Here is an 18,767-nt window from a genome sequence, read left to right as displayed (position 1 = left end):
CCGGGCCCGACGGAGACCGACAGTGGAAGAGCCGGACAGACCGGCGGCTCACCCACGGCCACGCCAGCCAACCAAGATCAGATCAGGCGCTCGCGGACTCCACCAAGATCGACGGTGGATCGAGGCTGAGCCGGCCGGGCCCGCGGCGTCCGGCGGGTGCTCCTACCGCGGTCCCCCGGTGGTGCGGCTGCGCTTGTGCCGGTAGAGGTCGGCGTCGGCCCGCCGCAGCAGCTCGTCGAGCGAGTCGCCGGGTCGTGCGGTGGCCGTGCCGGCCGACCAGGGGGCCGGGTGGCTGCTCCGCAGCCGGACCAGGAGGTCGCGGGCGCGGCCCTCGTCGGTGTCGGGCAGGCACAGCACGAACTCGTCGCCGCCGTGCCGGCCGAGCAGGTCGGCCCGTCGCAGCTCGGCGCTCCACCGGCGGGCGAGGTCGCGCAGCAGGGCGTCCCCGGCGCCGTGGCCCTCCGTGTCGTTGACCGCCTTGAAGCCGTCGAGGTCGAGCACCGCGACGGTCAGCGGCTCGCCGGTGCGGGCAGCGTGGGCCAGCCCGCGCCCGGTCTCGGCCTCCCAGGCGCGGCGGTTGGCCAGCCCGGTGAGCGGGTCGGTGCCGGCGGCCCGGTGCAGCTCGGCGGCCATGCGGGCCTGCACCTCGGTGAGCGCCACGACGGTGACCGACGTGGTCAGCCAGGCCGGCAGGAAGCCGGTGGGCTCGGCGGCCAGCGCCCCGGCGCCGGCGAGGACCAGCAGGACGGCGACGTGCAGCCGGGCCGTGCGCCGGGGGAGGAAGTGGGCGGTGAACACCCCGAGGGTCACCATGGCCGGGCCGAGACCCACGACGCCCGCGGCGGTGGCCGACCGCCAGGCGAGCAGCCCGACCAGCGCCGACATGAGCAGCACGGCGGCGTGCACCGCCGCCGGGCCCAGCCGGTCGCGGCGCAGCCACAGCAGCCCGGCGCCGGCCGCGCCGGTGGCGGCGAGGGCCCACAGCAGCGGCACGGGGGTGCGGGTGGACATCGGGGTCAGCGCGCCGATCGCGCACAGCGCCGCGCTCACCCCGTAGAGCAGCGCCAGCAGCGCGGCAGCGCCCGTCCGTCCTCCGTGCACGGCGGGAGCATCGGCCGGGCGGGGGACCGCCCGTAGCGCGGCGTCACCGCCCCCTGCCCGAACGGGTGACGCCCGGCCCTGTCCCTCCGGGTCACCCGGCGGCTGCGCCCGGTCGCGACGCCCGGGGACGGGGGCGGGTATCCCCGCCCGGCGCAGCGGGGGCCCGTCCTCGAGCCGGGCGGCCCCTACCCTGCCGCCATGTCCCTGCCCGGAGCGGCCGCCGTGCGCGTCCCGCCGTTCCCCGACGACGCCTTCTCCCGCGTGCTCTGCGTCGTGGCGCACCCGGACGACGTGGAGTACGGGACCTCCTCGGCCGTCGCCGCGTGGACCGCCCGCGGCATCGACGTGTCCTACCTCCTCCTCAGCCGCGGCGAGGCGGGCATGGACGCATGCCCGCCCGACCGGACCCGCGAGCTGCGCACCCGGGAGCAGCTGCGCGCCGCCGAGGCGGTCGGCGTCTCCGAGGTGGTCTTCCTCGACCACCCCGACGGGGTGCTGGAGTACGGGCTGGGGCTGCGCCGGGACATCGCGCGGGTGATCCGCGGCTCCCGGCCCGACGCCGTCCTCATCGGGTCGTGGGACGTCGAGTTCGCGGCCGGCCTCAACCAGGCCGACCACCGGGTCGCCGGGCTGGCCGCCCTCGACGCGGTCCGGGACGCCGGCAACCGCTGGGTGTTCCCCGAGCTCCTCGACGAGGGCCTGGAGCCGCACGCGGCCCGGTGGCTGCTCGTCGGCGGTGACCCGCGGCCCACGCACGGGGTGGACGTCAGCGGCGAGCCGCTGGAGCGCGGCATCGCCTCGCTGGAGGCGCACGGTGAGTACCTGGCCGGCATCCCCGGGCACCCGCCGCCGCGGCTGATGATCACCGGGATCACCGCGCTGCAGGGCCGGGCGATGGGCGTGCCGCACGCGGTGCTGCTGCGCGCCTTCGACTTCTCCGCCCCGCCCCCGATCGCGCTGGAGGCGATGGCCGCCGCGTCGTCGGCCTGACCGGGAGGTCGGCGCCCGCTCCTCGCCGGTGGCCCCGCCTGCCGGGCGGCCGGCGAGGTGGTGGCGCGGAGATCGAGGAGCGTGGCATGGCAGTCACCGAGGATCGTGGCAGCGGGTTCGGGGCGCTGCAGCACGTGACGGTCAACGGGGTGTCGCTGGCCTACCGGGAGGTGGGCACCGGCGAGCCGGTGGTCCTCGTGCACGGTGGCCTCGGAGACCTGCGCACCTGGGCCGCCCAACTCGAGCCGATCGGCGCGCGACACCGGGCGATCGCCTACAGCCGCGCTACGCCCGCCCCAACGAGGCGATCGCCCCCGGCGCTGCGGACCCGATGCCGGTGCACGTCGACGACCTCGTCGCGCTCCTGCGCGCCCTGGGTGCCGCACCGGCGCACCTGGTCGGCAACTCCTGGGGCGCGTTCATCTGCCTGCTGACCGCGCTGCGGTACCCCCACGTCGTCCACAGCCTGGTGCTCGAGGAGCCGCCGCTGCTACCGCTCGTGCTCGGCTCCGGAGCCCGGCCGCAGCCGGCCGTCCTGGCGCGCGCCCTGCGCCGCCGGCCGCGCGCGACGCTGGCCGTGCTCGCGTTCGGGCTGCGCACCTCCGCCCCGATGGCCTGGGCCTACGGGCGCGGGGACGTCCAACGCGCGCTGCGGATCTTCGCCCGCGGCGTGCTGGGCCGGCAGGCCCTGGCCCGGCTGACCCCGCAGCGCCGACAGCAGATGCGCGACAGCGCGGCCGAGCTGCAGGCCGAGTTCCGCGCGGGGTTCCCGCCGCTGGCCGAGTCGCAGGTCCGCGACGTGCGCGTGCCGACCCTGCTGCTCACCGGCGAGCGCAGCCCCACGGTCGTGCGCGCGCTCAGCGAGTGGCTCGCCGATCTGCTGCCCGACGTCGAGCAGGTGGTGGTACCGGGCGCGTCGCACCTCGTCCACGAGGACGCCCCCGCCTTCGTGAACGACGCGGTGCTCGGCTTCGTCACCCGCCGGTGAGCTCGGTGGGGACGGCGATGACGTCGACCATCGCGCCGTGCCGGTGCACGGTCACCGGCAGCGGCTGCCCGATCGCCTCGGCGAACAGCAGCCGCTGCAGGCTCTGCGCCTCCGCGACCGGTGCCCGCGCGGCCTCCAGCACCAGGTCGCCGGCCTTGAGCCCGGCCCGGTCCGCCGGGGAGCCGGGCACCACGTCGACCACCCGCAGCCCGCGGCGCCGCCCGGTGCGCTCGGCCAGCGGGGCGGGCAGGGGCGCCGGGGTGCTGACCAGCCCGAGGAAGGCGCGCCGGACCCGGCCGTCGCGCACCAGCGCGTCGACGATCCGCCGGGTCGTGTCGTTGACCGGCACCGCCAGGCCCAGCCCCCACCCGGCGACGGCGGTGTTGACGCCGACGACCCGGCCGGCGGCGTCGGCGAGCGCCCCGCCGGAGTTGCCCGGGTTGAGCGCCGCGTCGGTCTGGATGACGTCCTCGACCACGCGCGCGGTGCGGCCGTCGCGGGTGGGCAGCGAGCGGCCGAGCCCGCTGACCACCCCCGCGGTCACCGACCCGGCCAGGCCGAGGGGGTTGCCGACCGCGACGACCAGCTGGCCGACCCGCAGCCCGGCGGCGTCGCCGAGCACCGCCGGCGCGGGCGTCGCCTCCCGGGCGCGGGCCACCGCGAGGTCGGAGAGGGGGTCGGCGCCGACCACGTCGACGTCGCTCTCGCTGCCGTCGGCGAACACGGCCCGGCCGCGGCGCGCCCGACCGACGACGTGGGCGTTGGTGAGCAGCAGCCGCTCCCCGGGGACGACGACGGCCGAGCCCGCGCCCCCGCGCCCACCCGGGCCCGCGACCTGCAGGGCGGCGACGTGCGGGGTCAGCTCGGCCGCGACGGCGGTGACGACGCGGGAGTAGGCGTCCAGCGCGGCGGCGTCGGACACCGGGGGAACGGTCACGGCGACCTCCTGATTACACGATTACAGCCTCCAGTGAACGCCCCTGCGGTCCACCGTGCTGCCGGTCACGCCGACGGCGAACACGCAGTGGGCACGAGGTCCGCCAGCAGCGAGCGCACCGTGCGGTCGACGTGGTCGGCACCCGACCAGCCGCGCTCGCCGACCAGGTGGGCGTAGGCCGAGGGCTGCACCCGCACCCACGTCCAGTCGGTGGCCTCGTCGACGGTCCAGGCGGGGTCCAGCCGGTCGGCGTCGGCCAGCCGTGCCACCGCGACCCGCAGCACCTCGCGGAGCTCCCCCATGCGGTCGCGCCAGGCCTCACCCCCCGCCTCGCCCGTGACGAGTGCCGCCTCGAGCGCCCGGGCCACCGGCAGGACGTCGGGCAGGTAGGCCAGCCAGGCGCGGATCACGGCGACGTACCCCTCGACCGGCGGCAGCCTCGCGGCCGCGGCGAGCCGGGCGGGCAGGCCGCTGGTCCGGTCGTGGTGCCGCGTCAGCGCGAGGAGCAGGCCGGCCCGGTTCCCGAAGTGGAAGTACAGGAGCTGGCGGGAGACCCCGGCGTCACGGGCGACCGACTGGAGGGTCAGCGCCTCGAGCCCCTCCCGGTGGACCCGGTCCCAGGCCGCGGTGAGTATCCGCGCCCGGGTCGGGCCCGACAGCTCCGTCGTCGCCACGGGACCATCGTCCCACTCTCCTTGACACGTGTCATAGCCCCGAGGACGCTTTGACACGTGTAAAGCTTTCCTTCGGAGGTGGACCGTGTGGACCAGCCCGTACGACGACCTGCCACCCCCGGACCGCTCGCTGCCGGGCCTGGTGGCCGGTGCAGCGGCCCGCCGGCCGGAGGCGCCGGCCCTGCTCTCCCCGGCAGGGGAGGTGCTGGCCACCCGTGCCGGGCTCGGGGAGCGCACCGCGCGGTGGGCGGCACTGCTGTCCCGCCTCGGCCTGGGGCGGGGTGACGTGCTGGCGCTGTGGGCGCCCAACTCGGCCCGGTGGGTGGAGGTGGCCCTCGCCACCCAGCGGGTGGGGGCCGCGGTCACCGGCGTCCCGCCGCAGGCGGCCGACCGCGAGGTCCGCCACCAGCTCGAGCGCACCGGGGCCGCCCTCGTCGTCGCCGACCCGGCACTCGTCCCGCGGGCGCGGTCCCTGGCCGAGGGCACCGGGGTGGGCGGGGTCCTCCCGCTGGACGCCGAGCCGCCGGCCGCGCGCGGTGCGCTGCCGCCGGAGCCGGGGCCGGACGACGTCGCCGCGCTGCCGATGTCGAGCGGCACCAGCGGGCCGCCGAAGGCCGTCGTCCTCACGCACCGCAACCTCACCGCCGGCGCGCTGCAGATCGCCGGGGGGCTCCGGCTCACCGACCGGGACGTCGTGCTGGCGCTCGCCCCCTTCCCGCACGTGATGGGCCTGGTCGTCACGCTCGCCGCCCCGCTGGTCCGCGGTGCGGCCGTCGTCCCGCTGCCGCGGCCCTCCCTGCCGGCCGTCCTGGAGGCCGTGGAGGGCGCGCGCGTCACCGTCCTCGCCGTCCCGCCGCCGCTGCTGGCGGCACTGGCCTCCGCCCCGCAGGTCGACCGCCACGACCTCTCCTCCGTCGAGTTCCTCGCCGCGGGGGGTGCCCCCGTCCCGGCCGCGCTGCAGGAGCGCGCCGCCCGGCGGTTCCCGGGGGTCGTGCTGGCCCAGGGGTACGGGATGACGGAGACCAGCGTGGCCATCCCCGTGCCCGACCGGGACCGCGGCACGCCGCCCGGTTCCGTGGGCCGGCTTGCACCGGGCAACCGGCTGCGGGTCGTCGACCCGGTGACCGGCGCGGACCTCGGACCGGGGCAGCGCGGCGAGCTCTGGGTGCAGGGGCCGGGGGTCACCCCCGGCTACCGCGGGGACCCCGCGGCCACCGCGGAGCTGCTCACCGCGGACGGGTGGCTGCGCACCGGCGACCTCGGCTGGGTCGACGCGGCCGGGGACCTGCACGTGGTGGACCGGCTCAAGGACCTGATCAAGGTCGACGCCCGGCAGGTCGCCCCCGCGGAGCTGGAGGAGCTGCTCCTCACCCACCCGGCGGTCGCCGACGCCGCGGTCACGGGGCGGCCGGACGCCGTGCACGGAGAGGTTCCCGTCGCGCACGTCGTGCCGCGCGGTCCGCTGGACCCGGTCGCGCTCGCCGACCGGGTGGCCGGGCAGGTGTCGCCGCACAAGCGGCTGCGCGAGGTGGTGGTCGTCGACGCGCTGCCGCGGTCCCCGGCCGGCAAGCTGGCGCGCCACCGCCTCGCCGGGACCGCCGCCGGTGCGCCGGTCGCGGCGGGCGCCGCGGGGGCGGGGCCGTGATACTGGCGCGGTGACGGTCTCGGCGGCCGCGCGTCGCGAGGCGGCGTCGCAGGCGTGGCAGCGGCTGCGACCGGTGCTGGCCGCCGACGCCGGCGCCGCGCTCGGCGAGGAGGAGGCCGACGCCTTCCTCGCCCGCGCCGACCTCGCCCTGCACGACCTGCACGAGCCGCTGGCCGTCCTCTACGGCGAGCGGGCCGACGCCCTGTTCGAGCGGGTCCTGCGGGCGGCGCTGGCGGCGGCCCGGGAGCGGCCCGGGGCGCTGCGCCGGCTGGACCGCCGCCGGGAGATCGACCCCGCCTGGTACCAGCGGGCGCGGATGCAGGGCTACGTCTGCTACGTCGACCGGTTCTGCGGCACGCTCGGCCGGCTGCCCGACCACCTCGACCACCTCGCCGAGCTGGGCACCACCTACCTGCACCTCATGCCGCTGCTGCGGCCGCGCGAGGGGGAGAACGACGGCGGGTACGCGGTCGCCGACTACCGCTCGGTCGACCCGCGGCTGGGGACGATGGCCGACCTGGAGGCCGTGGCCGGCGCCCTGCACGAGCGCGGCATGAGCCTGTGCATCGACCTGGTGCTCAACCACACCGCGCGCGAGCACCCGTGGGCGCAGGGCTGGCTGGCCGGGGACCCGGCCTACGCCGGCTTCTACACCGCCTTCCCCGACCGGGCGATGCCCGACGCCTACGACGCCACCATCCCGGAGGTGTTCCCCGACCGGGCGCCGGGCTCGTTCAGCTGGGTGCCCGAGGCCTGCGGCGGCGCCGGCGGCTGGGTGTGGACGACGTTCTGGCCCTACCAGTGGGACCTCGACTACACCAACCCCGAGGTCGCCCTCGCGATGCTGGGCGAGATCACCTGGCTGGCCAACCGCGGGGTCGACGTCTTTCGCATGGACGCCGTCCCGTTCATGTGGAAGCGCCTGGGCACCACCTGCCAGAACCAGCCCGAGGGGCACTCGCTCCTGCAGCTGCTGCACGCCGCCACCCGGCTCGCCGCGCCCGGCGTGGTCTTCAAGGCCGAGGCGATCGTCTCGCCCGACGACCTGGTGGCCTACCTCGGCGGCCACGACCGGTACCGGCCCGAGTGCGAGCTGGCCTACCACAACTCGCTCATGGTGCTGCTGTGGAGCAGCCTGGCCACCGGCGACACCCGGCTGGCCCGGGCCGCGCTCGGCCGGATGCGGCCGGTCCCGCCGACCGCGACGTGGGTGACCTACGTGCGCGGTCACGACGACATCGGCTGGGCGATCACCGACCCCGACGCCGCGGCGGTCGGCCTCGACGGGTTCGCCCACCGCCGCTTCCTCAACGACTTCTACTCCGGCCGCTTCCCCGGGTCCCCCGCCCGCGGCGCGCTGTTCCAGGAGAACGAGGTCACCGGCGACGCCCGCATCTCCGGGTCCGCGGCGTCGCTGTGCGGCATCGAGGCGGCCCTGGAGTCCGGGGACCCCGCGGCGCTGGAGGCCGGTGTCCGCCGTCTGGTGCTGCTGTACTCGGTCGTCCACGCCTGGGGCGGCATCCCGCTGCTGTACATGGGCGATGAGCTGGCGCTGCGCAACGACCCCGGCTACCTGGCGGACCCCGAGCTGGCCCCCGACAACCGCTGGATGCACCGCCCGCCCATGGACTGGGCGGCCGCGGCCCGCCGGCACGACCCGGCCACGCTGGAGGGCCGGGTGTTCGGGGCGCTGCGCCGGCTGGGGGAGGTGCGCCGGTCCCTCCTCGCGCTGCGCGGCGGCACGGAGTCCCGGCTGCTGGACGCCGGCAGCGACGCCGTCCTGGCCTGGCACCGCAAGCACCCGCGCAGCGGGGCGTTCGTCGGGCTGGCCAACTTCGCCCCGGCGGCCGTGGAGGTCGACGCCGACACCGTCACCGGGTTCGGGACGTTCGAGCAGGTGCACGGCAGCGACGGCCCGCTGGGCGTCCGCGACGGCCGGCTGCTCGTCCCCGGCCTGGGCTTCGCCTGGTTCGCCGAGCCGTGAGCCCCCCCGGCGCCCCGGCCGCGGGGGAGACCATCGGGGTGGAGGAGGAGTTCCACCTCGTCGACCCGGGCAGCGGCGCGCTCACCGGCAGCCCGCAGGTCGCGGCCGAGGCGCTCTCGGGCGCGGCCGGCGACCTGGTCAAGGCGGAGATCGTCACCTCGCAGCTGGAGACGGGCACCGCCGTCTGCCGCGACCTCGGCGAGCTGCGGGCCGGCGTCGTCGCCGCTCGGGAGGCGGCCGCCGCCGCGGCGGCCCGCGGCGGGCTGGCCCTGCTGCCGGCCTCCACGCACCCGTTCGGCTCGTGGCGCGACCAGGAGCTGACCCCCGACGACCGGTACCGCGACATCGTGGACCGCTGGGCGCTGCTGGCCCTGCAGCAGGACATCTGCGGCTGCCACGTGCACGTCGGCGTCCCCGACCTCGACACCGCGGTGGCGGTCATGGACCGCGCCCGCCCCTACCTGCCGGTGCTGCTCGCCCTCACCGGCAGCTCGCCCTTCCACGGCGGCCGGGACACCGGCTACGAGAGCTTCCGCACCCAGTGGTGGACCCGCTGGCCCAACGCCGGGGCGCCCGAGCCGGTGGGGGACGGCGCCCGGTTCCGGGCCCTGGTCGAGGGGCTGGTGGCCTCCGGCGTGGTCAGGGACGCCACCCACCTGTACTGGGACGTCCGGCCCTCGGTGCGCTGGCCGACCCTGGAGTTCCGGCTGGGTGACGTCTGCACCCTGGTGGACGACTCCGTGCTGTTCGCCGCTCTGGTGCGCTCGCTGGTGCGGGTGCTCGCCGGCCGGGCCGCCCGGGGGGAGCCGGTGCCCGAGGTCCGGCCCGAGCTCATGCGCGCGGCCCGCTGGCGGGCGGCCCGGTACGGCCTGGGTGGCGAGCTGTTCGACCCCGTGGCCCGGCGGCTGGTGCCGGCCGGGCGGGCGGTCGCGGCGCTGCTGGCCGAGCTGGAGGAGGACCTGCGCGGGCACGGGGAGTGGGCCGAGGTCCGGGAGCTGCTCACCGGGCTGCAGCGCCGCGGCACCTCGGCCGCCCGCCAGCGCCGGGTCCTCGCCCGGACCGGCGACCCGCGGGCGGTGGTGGCCGCCGTCGTCGCGGAGGGGCGGGCCGGCTGAGGCGTGCCCGCCGCCCGCCCGGGTACCGGAACCCCCATGACCGACCAGCGCCCCCTCGCCCTCGTCACCGGAGCCTCCAGCGGCATCGGCCTGGAGCTGGCCCGCCAGTTCGCCGGCGCCGGCTTCGACCTCGTCCTCAACGCCGAGGACGACGAGCTCACCGCGGCCGCGGACGCCCTGCGCGTGGGCGGGACGACGGTGACCCCGGTGCGGGCGGACCTGCGCGCCATCGCCGGCGTCGAGGCCGTGTGGTCGGCGGTGCAGGCCACCGGCCGCCCGCTCGCGGCCGCCGCGCTCAACGCCGGCGTGGGCCGCGGCGGTGCCTTCGTCGACGACGACCTCGAGACCCAGATGGAGGTCATCGACCTCGACGTCGTCTCCACCGTGCGGCTGGCCCACCACGTGCTGCGCGACATGGTGGCCCGCGGGGAGGGGCGGGTGCTCATCACCTCGTCGGTCGCCGCCACCATGCCGGGGGCGTTCCAGGCCGTCTACAACGCCTCCAAGTCCTTCCTCCAGTCGTTCGCCGAGGCGCTGGTCGAGGAGCTGGCCGGCACCGGGGTCACCGTCACCTCGCTCATGCCCGGCCCGACCGACACCGAGTTCTTCGACCGCGCGCAGCTGCAGGACACCCGGGTCGGCTCCGGCTCGAAGGACGACCCGGCCCAGGTCGCCGAGCAGGGCTTCACGGCCCTCATGAGGGGCGAGCAGAAGGTCTTCGCCGGGTCGCTCCTGTCGCGGGTGCAGGCGGTCGCCGCCGGGCTGATCCCGGACCGGCTCAAGGCCAAGGCGCACCGGCAGATGGCCGAGCCGGGTTCCGGCGGGTGAGCGCTCCCGGGCGGCGGGCGGCCGAGGGCGCGCTGGAGAGCCGCCCGCGCGCGGTCCTGGCCGCGCCCCCGGGCCCGGCGTGCACGACCTGCGCCTCGGTCCGCGGGCCGAGGCGCGGCTGGCCGTGCCGCCCGGGCCAGCGCGGCCCCGCCCGCTGCTGGTGTTCTTCCACGGCGCGGGCGGCTCGGCGGCCTCCGCCCTCGACCTGGTCGGGGACCCGGCCGGCGCGCGCGGCGTCCTGCTGCTCGCCACCACCTCGGTCGCCGCGACCTGGGACCTCGTGGCCGGGGGGCTCGGCCGGGACGTCGCCGTCCTGGACGCCGCCCTCGAGCACGTCCTGGCCCGCCACCCGGTCACCGGGGTGGCGCTGGGCGGCTTCTCCGACGGGGCGTCCTACGCGCTGTCGCTGGGCCTGGCCAACGGCGACCTCGTCGAGCACGTCCTCGCGTTCTCGCCCGGCTTCGCGCTGCCGCCCCGCCGCCGGGGCCGGCCGCGGGTGTGGGTGACGCACGGGACCGCCGACCGGGTGCTCCCGGTGGCCCGGTGCGGGCGGCGGGTGGCCGCCCAGCTGGCCGACGAGGGGTACGACGTCGCCTACGAGGAGGTGCCCGGCGGCGGGCACGAGGTGACGCCGGCCCTGGTCGGCGCCGCGTTCGACGCCTGGCTGGCCGGCTGACCAGCCCCGGCCAGGGCGCCGTCCCCGGACCTGCTACGCGGACTCGCGCTCGGTGACGTCCTCCCCGGTGGCGGCGCCGTCCTTGGGGCCGCCGGTCTTGGAGGCGGAGAACCCGGGCCCGAGCTTCTCCAGGGCCAGCCGGCCGTAGACCTGCTGCTGGGTGGCGACCCGCTGCGAGCGGCCGCGGCCGAGGAAGCTGACCGCCCAGTGCAGCACCGTGGTGATCCGGCTCTTGAAGCCGATGATGTAGAAGAGGTGCACGACCAGCCAGATCACCCAGGCGACGAAGCCCTCGAACTTGGCGCCCTTGATGTCGGCGACGGCGGAGAACCGGGAGATCGTCGCCATGTTGCCCTTGTCGCGGTAGCGGAAGGGCCCCTGCGCGGGCTTGCCCGCGATGCGGCGGGTGATCGCCTCGGCGGCGTACCGGCCGCCCTGGATGGCGACCTGGGCCACGCCCGGCAGCTTGTCCAGGCTGGCCATGTCGCCGACGACGTGGATCTCGGGGTGCCCGGGCAGGGTGAGGTCGGGCTGGACGCTGATCCGCCCGGCGCGGTCGACCTCCGCCCCGGTCTGCTCGCCGAGGATCCGGCCGAGGGGGCTGGCCTGCACCCCGGCCGCCCACACCTTGGTCGCCGCCCGGATCCGGCGGACCTGCCCGTCGGCGTCCTTGACCTCGAGACCGTCGGCGTCGACGTCGGTGACCATGGCCCCGAGCTGGACCTCCACGCCGATCCGGTTGAGGTGCCGGCGGGCGCGGTCGCCGAGCTTCTCCCCGAAGGTGGGCAGCACGACGGGGGCGGCGTCGAGCAGCACGATCCGGGCCTGGGTCGGGTCGATGCTGCGGAAGTCCCGCCGCAGGGTCCGGTGGGCCAGCTCGGCGATCTGCCCGGCCATCTCGACGCCGGTGGGGCCGGCGCCGATGACGACGAAGGTGAGCAGGCGGTCGATCTCCGCCGGGTCGGTGGCCAGCTCGGCGAGCTCGAAGGCGCCGAAGATCCGGCCGCGCAGCTCCAGGGCGTCGTCGATCGACTTCATCCCGGGGGCGAACTCGGCGAACCGGTCGTTGCCGAAGTAGGACTGCCCGGCGCCGGCGGCGACGACCAGCTCGTCGTAGGGGTGCACGGTGGTGCGGCCCAGGATCGTGGAGGTGACCGTGCGCGCGGCCACGTCGACGTCGGTGACCTCGCCGAGCACCACTCGCGCGTTCTCCTGGCGGCGCAGCACCTCGCGGGTGGGCGGGGCGATCTCACCCTCGGAGAGGATGCCCGTGGCCACCTGGTAGAGCAGCGGCTGGAACAGGTGGTGGCCGGTCTTGGCCACGAGGGTGATGTCGACGGGCGCCCGCTTGAGGGCCTGGGCGGCGAACAGGCCGCCGAACCCCGACCCCACGATGACGACCCGCGGCCGTCCGGACGCGGTGGTGCCGACGGGCGCGGTCTCAGGTGATGTCGTCATGATGAATCCAGTCTCCCACTCCGGCGTCTCCTGCCCCAGCGCAGCCCGTGGGACCCGGGCCACGACCAGGCCTCCTACCCGCCCGCGCGCGGCTCACGCGGCGCGGTGCACCCTGCGGTCGTGTCCCCCGAGGTGGTGCTGGTCCCCGGGCTCGGCCTGGACGGCCGGTCGGCGGCCCGGTTGCGCGACCGGCTGACGGTCCCCCTGCTGCCCGTCGACGTCCTCCTCCTGCCGGGGGCGGGCCGGCGGGCGCCGGTTCCCCCGCTGCCGGACCTGGCCGCGCGGGTGCGCGCCGCCCTGGGGGCGGGCCCGGTCGTGCTGGTCGGCCACTCGCAGGGCTGCCAGGTCGCCGCCGCGGCAGCGACCGACCCGCGGGTCGCGGCGCTGGTGCTCCTCGGGCCGACGACCGCCCCCGAGCTGCGCTCGCCCCTCCGCCTGGCGGCCCGCTGGGTCGCGACCGCGCTGGGCGAGCCGTGGGAGCAGGTGCCGCGGCTGCTCGGCCAGTGGCTGACCACCGGCCCGCGGGCGATGCGGGCGCTGTGGCGGGTCGCGTCGCCGGACCGGCTCGACGCCCGGCTGCGGGGGGTCGGGGTGCCGGTGACCGTCGTCCGCGGCACCCGGGACCGGCTCTGCCCGCCGGGCTGGGCCGCCGCGCTGGCCGCGGCGGCGCCGCGGGGCCGCCTGGTCGAGCTGCCCGGCGCGGGGCACATGGCGGTCCAGACGCACCCGGCGGCGGTGGCCGCCGTCCTCCGCGCGGTGCACGCCGACGTCGCGCCGCCGGGGGACGACGGGGGGTGAGGTCGCCGCGGCGTGTCACCATGGCGCCGTGCCCTCCGCCTCCGCCTCGGCCGGCGCGCTGCTGCGCCACGTGCGGACGGGCCGTGCGCGCAGCCGGGCGGACCTCGTCGCGCTGACCGGCGCCTCGCGCAACACCGTCAGCGCGCGGGTGGACCAGCTGATCGCGGCCAACCTGCTCGAGGAGGGCGGCCGCGGGTGGAGCACCGGCGGGCGGCCACCCACGCTGCTGCAGTTCAACGCCCGGGCCGGCTGCGTGCTCGCCGTGGACCTCGGGGTCACCAGCGTGGACGTGGCCGTCACCGACCTGTCGGCCCGGGTCCTGGCGACCGCCGGGCACCCCATCGACATCGCGGTGGGCCCCGAACCGGTGCTGGCCGAGGTCGACCGGCTCGGCCGGCTGGTGCTGGAGGAGGCCGGCCTGGACACCTCCGCCGTCTGCGCGGTCGGCGTCGGGGTGCCCGGGCCGGTCGAGTTCTCGACCGGCCGGCCGTCCCACCCGCCGATCATGCCCGGCTGGCACGACCACCCCATCCCCGAGGCCTTCGCCCGCTACGACTGCCCGGTGGTCGTCGACAACGACGTGAACGTCATGGCGCTCGGCGAGATGGGCGTGGCCGGCTCCGACCAGGACGTGCTCGTGGTCAAGGTCGGCACCGGCATCGGTTGCGGGGTCGTCGTCGAGGGGCGCGTCTACCGGGGGGCGCAGGGCAGCGCCGGCGACATCGGGCACATCTACGTCGCGCCGCCGGACGGCCGGACCGTCATCTGCCGGTGCGGCCAGGAGAACTGCCTGGAGGCGATCGCCGGCGGGGGCGCGCTGCTGCGGGACGCCCGGGCCGCCGGTCTGCCGGTGCGCACCACCCGGGACGTCGTCGAGCTGGCCGCCCAGGGTGACGGCCCGACGCTGGAGCTCGTCCGCGGCGCCGGCCGGACGATCGGCACCGTGCTGGCCGCGCTGGTCAACTTCTTCAACCCGCACCGGATCGTGATGACCGGCGGGGTCGCCCGGGCCGGCGCCCCGCTGCTGGCCGGGATCCGGGAGGCCGTCTACGGCCGGTCGATGCCGCTGGCCGCCCGGGCGCTGGAGATCACGGTGAGCGACGCCCCGGACCTCTCCGGCCGGCTCGGTGCCGCGCTGATGGCGATCGAGGAGTTCCTCGGCGAGGACGCCGTCCACCGCGCGCTCACCCGCTGACCGTCTCGTTTCGGTAACCCCGGCCGCTCGATCTTGACCTGACGTGACGCGGGACATACGTTCTCGCCTGAACGGACTTGTGGTCAGCACTGAGCAAAAGTCGGGAGGTGGCCGGTGACCGCGCCGCTGCTGGAGATGCACGGGATCGTCAAGACCTTCCCGGGCGTCCGCGCGCTCGACGGCGTGGACCTCGACGTCCGGGCCGGCGAGGTCCACTGCCTGCTCGGTCAGAACGGCGCCGGGAAGTCCACGCTGATCAAGGTGCTGGCCGGGGCCCACCAGCCCGACGCCGGGCAGATCAGCTGGCGCGGCGAGCCGGTGCGGCTGACCACGCCGCAGGCGGCCATGGGGCTCGGCATCGCGACCATCTACCAGGAGCTCGACCTGGTCTCCGGGCTGACCGTGGCCGACAACATCTTCCTCGGCCGGGAGCGGTCGCGGTTCGGGCTGACCCGGCCGGCCGAGGCCAACCGCGCGGCGACGGCGCTGCTCACCCGGCTCGGCCACCCGGAGATCCGGCCCACCGCGGAGGTCGGGTCGCTGCCCGCGGCCTCCCAGCAGATGGTCAGCATCGCCCGCGCCCTGTCGCAGGACGCGCAGCTGATCATCATGGACGAGCCGTCCGCGGTGCTCGACAACGAGGAGGTCGAGCGGCTGTTCGCGGTCATCCGCGACCTCACCGCCGGGGACGTAGCCGTCGTCTACATCTCCCACCGGCTCGAGGAGATCCGGGAGATCGGCGACCGGATCACCGTGCTCAAGGACGGCCGGACCGTCGCGACCGGCCTGCCCGCCCGGGAGACCCCTACCCGCGAGGTCATCGCGCTGATGACCGGCCGCGACATCGAGTACGTCTTCCCCGACCGCGCCGCGGGGGTGCGCGGGGACGCGCCGCTGCTGGAGGTCGAGGGGCTTGGCCTGCGCGGCACCTTCTCCGACGTCTCGTTCAGCGTCCGCCCCGGCGAGATCGTCGGGCTCGCCGGACTGGTCGGCTCGGGGCGCTCGGAGATCCTCGAGACGGTCTACGGGGCGCGGCGGGCCACCGCCGGCACCGTGCGCGTCGGTGGGCGCCGGCTGCGCCCCGGCGACGTCGCCACGGCCGTCGCCGCCGGCGTCGGGCTCGCCCCGGAGGAGCGCAAGAGCCAGGGCCTGCTGCTCGGCGAGTCGGTGGCCCGCAACATCAGCATCGCCAGCCTGGCCCGGTTCACCCGCGGCGGCTTCCTCGGCGGCGGCGCCGAGCGCGAGGCCGCCCGGCAGCAGGTCACGGCGCTGGAGGTCCGACCCACGGATGTCGACCGCGAGGTGCGCACCCTCTCGGGCGGGAACCAGCAGAAGGTCGTGCTGGCCCGCTGGCTGCTGCGCGAGTGCCGCGTGCTGCTGCTCGACGAGCCGACCCGGGGCGTGGACGTCGGCGCCCGCTCGGAGATCTACGCCTTGGTGCGCCGGCTCGCCGAGAGCGGCGTCGCCGTCGTCGTGGTCTCCAGCGAGATCCCGGAGGTGCTGGGCATGGCCGATCGCGTCCTGGTGGTCGCGGAGGGCCGGGTGCTCGCCGAGGAGCCCGCGGACGCACTCGACGAGCACCGGGTGCTCGACCTGGTCATGGAGGGGACGGGCCACCGAGGAGCCCCCCTTACCGGAGCAAGCCAGCACGAAGGGGACGTGGCATGAGCGGGACGACCACCACGACGACCGGGGGAGCGCCCGGCGCGTCCCCGGCGGACTCCGGGGCGGCGCCGGAGGGCGGGCGCGCCGGCGGGTTCATGTCCGGGCCGGTCGGCCGCAACCTCGGCCTGGTGGTGGCCCTGGCGGTGCTGTGCATCGTCGGCGCGATCACCGCCCCCGACCGCTTCGTCGACGTCGACAACGTGCTCACCATCCTCCGGCTGGCCGCGGTGATCGGCGTGGTCAGCATCGGCATGACCTTCGTGATCATCGGCGGCGGCATCGACCTGTCGGTCGGCGCGCTCGTCGCCCTGTCCTCGGTGTGGGCCACGACCCTGGCGACCCAGGCGATGGCCGAGGACTTCCACTGGATCGTCATGGTCTTCACCGCGCTGGCGGTCGGCGCCGGGGCCGGGCTGGTCAACGGCATCGTCATCGCCTACGGGCGGCTGGTCGCCTTCATCGCCACGCTGGCGATGCTGGTCGCCGCCCGCGGGCTGGCCGAGATCATCGCCAACCGGCGCACCCAGATCGTGCAGAACCGGGACTTCCTGGCCTTCTTCTCCGGTGACGTCCTCGGCATCCCCACCCTGGTGATCATCTTCGCGCTGGTCGCCGTCGCCGGGTGGGTGCTGCTCAACCGGACGACGTTCGGCCGGCGCACCTTCGCCGTCGGCGGCAACGCCGAGGCGGCCCGGCTGGCCGGCATCCGCGTGCAGCGGCACACCATGTGGCTCTACGTGCTCTCCGGGGTCACCTGCGGCATCGCCGCGGTGATGCTCATGGCCCGGACGACGACCGGCAGCTCCACCCACGGCACCCTCTACGAGCTCGACGCCATCGCAGCCGTGGTCATCGGCGGCACGCTGCTCATCGGCGGGCGCGGCACGATCGTCGGCAGCGTCCTGGGCGTCCTGATCTTCGAGACGCTGGGCAACATCTTCACGCTGAACAACCTGTCCAGCTCGGCGCAGGCCGTCGCCACCGGCGTGATCATCGTGCTCGCTGTCCTGCTGCAGATGCGCTTCGCCACCGGCTCGTTCAGCCTGCGCCGCCTCGGCCGCGGATCCGGCGCGGGCAACCCCCCGGCTCCGGCGAGCGCCAGTGGCACCGCCTCCGGCGGGTCGGTCCCCGGCGGTCCCGGCGGCCCCGCTCCCGGCGCGACGACCGACCGCCCGAAGACCTGACCGGGGCGGCGTACCGCCGCACCCGGTCGGCACCACCCGCCGCGCCACCGGCGCGCCGGCCACACCACCTCCTGGCCGATGAACCGCCAGGGAGGCGACACCCGAGGAGAGAAGATGTCTGCAGCGAGGCAGCGCCCGTTCCGCCGCCTGTCCTACACCGCGGTGGCCCTGCTCGGTGCCGGTGCCCTCGTGGCCGGCTGCACCAGCAACACGCCGGAGAGCTCCGGCGGGGGCGGCGGTGGCGGCGCCGACGCGGCGAGCTCCAACGACGAGCCCGGCGAGACCGTCCGCATCGGCTTCTCGGCGCCCGCGGCCGACCACGGCTGGATGGCCGGCATCAGCCAGGCCGCGCAGGCCGAGGCCGAGCGCTACGAGGACGTCGAGCTCGTCGTCGCCGAGGGCACCAACGACGTCAGCACCCAGATCAGCCAGGTCGAGACCTTCATCAACGAGGGCGTCGACGCCATCGTGCTGCTGCCCTTCGACGGCGCGGCGATGACGCCGGTCGCGCTGCAGGCCATGGAGGCCGGCATCCCGGTCATCAACGTCGACCGGGAGTTCAACAGCCCGTTCGCCGCCCGGGCCACGATCCTCGGCGACAACTACGGCATGGGTGTCTCGGCCGGCACCTACATCTGCGAGCAGCTGGGCGACCAGCCCGACGCCGTCGTCGCCGAGATCGCCGGCATCGACTCCCTGCCGCTGACCCAGGACCGCAGCCGGGGCTTCGCCGACGCGCTCGCCGAGTGCGGGCTCAACGTGGACAACCGCGTCGCCGCGGAGTTCACCGTGGAGTCCGGCGAGGAGGCCGCGGCCAACCTGCTGCAGGCCGCGCCGCAGATCGACGCCCTGTGGAACCACGACGACGACCAGGGCGTCGGCGTCCTGGCCGCCATCAACAACGCCGGCCGCGACGAGTTCCTCATGGTCGGCGGCGCCGGCTCGGCCAACGCGATGCGGGAGATCGAGTCCGGCGAGTCGGTGCTGGAGGCCACGGTCATCTACCCGCACACCCAGGCCGCGGACGGCATCGCGCTGGCCCGCCTGATCGCGCAGGACAAGAGCATGTCCGACCTCGTCTCGCAGGCGGTGCCGCAGCGCATCGTGCTGAACGCGCCGGTCGTGACCGCGGAGAACGTCGACCAGTACATCGACGCCGCCTTCGAGTCCTGATCCGCTGACTCCGGTGGCGGGGGAGCGGACGACGCTCCCCCGCCACCCCACCCCTGGAGAACCCGTGACCCGCTCCCTCGGCGTCGGCCTCGTCGGCCACGCCTTCATGGGCGCCGCCCACTCCCACGCGTGGCGCACCGCCCCCCACTTCTTCGACCTCCCCCTGCGCCCGGAGCTCGCCGTCCTGGCCGGCCGTGACCCCGGCCGCGTGGCCGAGGCCGCCGCCCGCCTGGGCTGGGCGGCCACCGAGACCGACTGGCGGCGCCTGCTCGAGCGCGACGACGTCGACCTCGTCGACGTCTGCACGCCGGGCGACACCCACGCCGAGATCGCCATCGCCGCGCTCGAGGCCGGCA

17 protein-coding genes are annotated in these 18,767 nt (G+C 76.4%); 13 read left to right on the top strand and 4 right to left on the bottom strand.

Features of this window, described 5'->3' with window-relative positions; translation table 11 throughout:
* Positions 1 to 162: 162 nt before the first annotated feature.
* On the bottom strand, positions 163 to 1,101 hold the full coding sequence (locus D0Z06_RS24435; RefSeq protein ID WP_117380149.1) for a GGDEF domain-containing protein: 939 nt from the start codon (positions 1,099 to 1,101) through the stop codon (positions 163 to 165).
* 198 nt (positions 1,102 to 1,299) lie between these two features.
* On the opposite strand from D0Z06_RS24435, the gene D0Z06_RS24430 reads away from it, so the two are divergent.
* On the top strand, positions 1,300 to 2,091 hold the full coding sequence (locus tag D0Z06_RS24430; RefSeq protein ID WP_117380148.1) for a PIG-L deacetylase family protein: 792 nt from the start codon (positions 1,300 to 1,302) through the stop codon (positions 2,089 to 2,091).
* Positions 2,092 to 2,119: 28 nt separating this feature from the next.
* A complete protein-coding gene (locus D0Z06_RS24425; protein ID WP_199522522.1) occupies positions 2,120 to 3,079 on the top strand; it encodes an alpha/beta fold hydrolase in 960 nt (319 codons plus the stop codon).
* On the opposite strand, the gene D0Z06_RS24420 is transcribed toward D0Z06_RS24425, so the two are convergent.
* Together D0Z06_RS24420 and D0Z06_RS25150 are read right to left on the bottom strand one after the other, a co-directional pair.
* Entirely contained in the window at positions 3,066 to 4,016 is a 951-nt protein-coding gene (locus D0Z06_RS24420) for a S1C family serine protease (protein ID WP_117380147.1), read from the bottom strand. The genes D0Z06_RS24425 and D0Z06_RS24420 overlap by 14 nt on opposite strands.
* A gap of 65 nt (positions 4,017 to 4,081) precedes the next feature.
* Positions 4,082 to 4,690 carry a TetR/AcrR family transcriptional regulator gene (locus D0Z06_RS25150; protein WP_158580078.1) on the bottom strand — a complete coding sequence of 203 codons (609 nt, stop codon included), beginning with the start codon at positions 4,688 to 4,690 and terminating at the stop codon, positions 4,082 to 4,084.
* 85 nt (positions 4,691 to 4,775) lie between these two features.
* On the opposite strand from D0Z06_RS25150, the gene D0Z06_RS24410 reads away from it, so the two are divergent.
* From D0Z06_RS24410 to D0Z06_RS24390, 5 genes are all read left to right on the top strand, one after another.
* Complete coding sequence (locus D0Z06_RS24410; protein ID WP_117380146.1) at positions 4,776 to 6,335, top strand: AMP-binding protein; 1,560 nt, start codon at positions 4,776 to 4,778, stop codon at positions 6,333 to 6,335.
* Between the two features lie 10 nt (positions 6,336 to 6,345).
* Entirely contained in the window at positions 6,346 to 8,319 is a 1,974-nt protein-coding gene (locus D0Z06_RS24405) for an alpha-amylase family protein (RefSeq protein ID WP_117380151.1), read from the top strand.
* Entirely contained in the window at positions 8,316 to 9,434 is a 1,119-nt protein-coding gene (locus D0Z06_RS24400; protein WP_158580077.1) for a carboxylate-amine ligase, read from the top strand. Before D0Z06_RS24405 ends, D0Z06_RS24400 begins: the two co-directional genes overlap by 4 nt.
* A gap of 36 nt (positions 9,435 to 9,470) precedes the next feature.
* The gene (locus D0Z06_RS24395; RefSeq protein ID WP_117380144.1) at positions 9,471 to 10,262 is read left to right on the top strand and encodes an SDR family NAD(P)-dependent oxidoreductase; all 792 of its coding nucleotides are present in this window, start codon (positions 9,471 to 9,473) and stop codon (positions 10,260 to 10,262) included.
* Positions 10,263 to 10,341: 79 nt separating this feature from the next.
* The gene (locus D0Z06_RS24390; RefSeq protein WP_117380143.1) at positions 10,342 to 10,938 is read left to right on the top strand and encodes an alpha/beta hydrolase; all 597 of its coding nucleotides are present in this window, start codon (positions 10,342 to 10,344) and stop codon (positions 10,936 to 10,938) included.
* Positions 10,939 to 10,971: 33 nt separating this feature from the next.
* Here D0Z06_RS24390 and D0Z06_RS24385 read toward each other — a convergent pair whose 3' ends face one another.
* Positions 10,972 to 12,396: an NAD(P)/FAD-dependent oxidoreductase gene (locus tag D0Z06_RS24385; RefSeq protein WP_117380142.1), complete on the bottom strand. Its 1,425-nt coding sequence runs from the start codon at positions 12,394 to 12,396 to the stop codon at positions 10,972 to 10,974.
* Between the two features lie 120 nt (positions 12,397 to 12,516).
* Between D0Z06_RS24385 and D0Z06_RS24380 the strand changes: the two genes are divergently transcribed.
* The 6 genes from D0Z06_RS24380 to D0Z06_RS24355 form a co-directional block, all read left to right on the top strand.
* On the top strand, positions 12,517 to 13,194 hold the full coding sequence (locus D0Z06_RS24380; protein WP_158580076.1) for an alpha/beta fold hydrolase: 678 nt from the start codon (positions 12,517 to 12,519) through the stop codon (positions 13,192 to 13,194).
* 28 nt (positions 13,195 to 13,222) lie between these two features.
* Positions 13,223 to 14,389: an ROK family protein gene (locus D0Z06_RS24375; RefSeq protein WP_117380140.1), complete on the top strand. Its 1,167-nt coding sequence runs from the start codon at positions 13,223 to 13,225 to the stop codon at positions 14,387 to 14,389.
* Positions 14,390 to 14,503: 114 nt separating this feature from the next.
* Entirely contained in the window at positions 14,504 to 16,057 is a 1,554-nt protein-coding gene (locus D0Z06_RS24370) for a sugar ABC transporter ATP-binding protein (RefSeq protein ID WP_233517941.1), read from the top strand.
* Positions 16,054 to 17,238, top strand: a complete 1,185-nt coding sequence (locus D0Z06_RS24365; RefSeq protein WP_117380139.1) for an ABC transporter permease — start codon at positions 16,054 to 16,056, stop codon at positions 17,236 to 17,238. The genes D0Z06_RS24370 and D0Z06_RS24365 overlap by 4 nt, the downstream gene beginning before the upstream one ends.
* Positions 17,239 to 17,352: 114 nt before the next feature.
* Entirely contained in the window at positions 17,353 to 18,411 is a 1,059-nt protein-coding gene (locus tag D0Z06_RS24360) for a substrate-binding domain-containing protein (RefSeq protein WP_117380138.1), read from the top strand.
* Between the two features lie 64 nt (positions 18,412 to 18,475).
* Positions 18,476 to 18,767 (top strand): Gfo/Idh/MocA family oxidoreductase (locus D0Z06_RS24355; protein WP_158580075.1); only part of this gene is annotated, 292 nt, incomplete at its 3' end.

It is taken from the genome of Geodermatophilus marinus (genome assembly GCF_003428645.1).
Lineage (GTDB): Bacteria > Actinomycetota > Actinomycetes > Mycobacteriales > Geodermatophilaceae > Geodermatophilus.
Note: the sequence above shows the minus strand (reverse complement) of the source record. Positions and strands in the feature narration are given on the sequence as shown.

Excerpts from the sequence above, each read along its gene's own strand:
- D0Z06_RS24430 (WP_117380148.1), top strand. The coding sequence starts at position 1,300 with ATGTCCCTGCCCGGAGCGGCCGCCGTGCGCGTCCCGCCGTTCCCCGAC.
- D0Z06_RS24395 (WP_117380144.1), top strand. The coding sequence starts at position 9,471 with ATGACCGACCAGCGCCCCCTCGCCCTCGTCACCGGAGCCTCCAGCGGC.
- D0Z06_RS24385 (WP_117380142.1), bottom strand. The coding sequence starts at position 12,396 with ATGACGACATCACCTGAGACCGCGCCCGTCGGCACCACCGCGTCCGGA.
- D0Z06_RS24365 (WP_117380139.1), top strand. The coding sequence starts at position 16,054 with ATGAGCGGGACGACCACCACGACGACCGGGGGAGCGCCCGGCGCGTCC.
- D0Z06_RS24360 (WP_117380138.1), top strand. The coding sequence starts at position 17,353 with ATGTCTGCAGCGAGGCAGCGCCCGTTCCGCCGCCTGTCCTACACCGCG.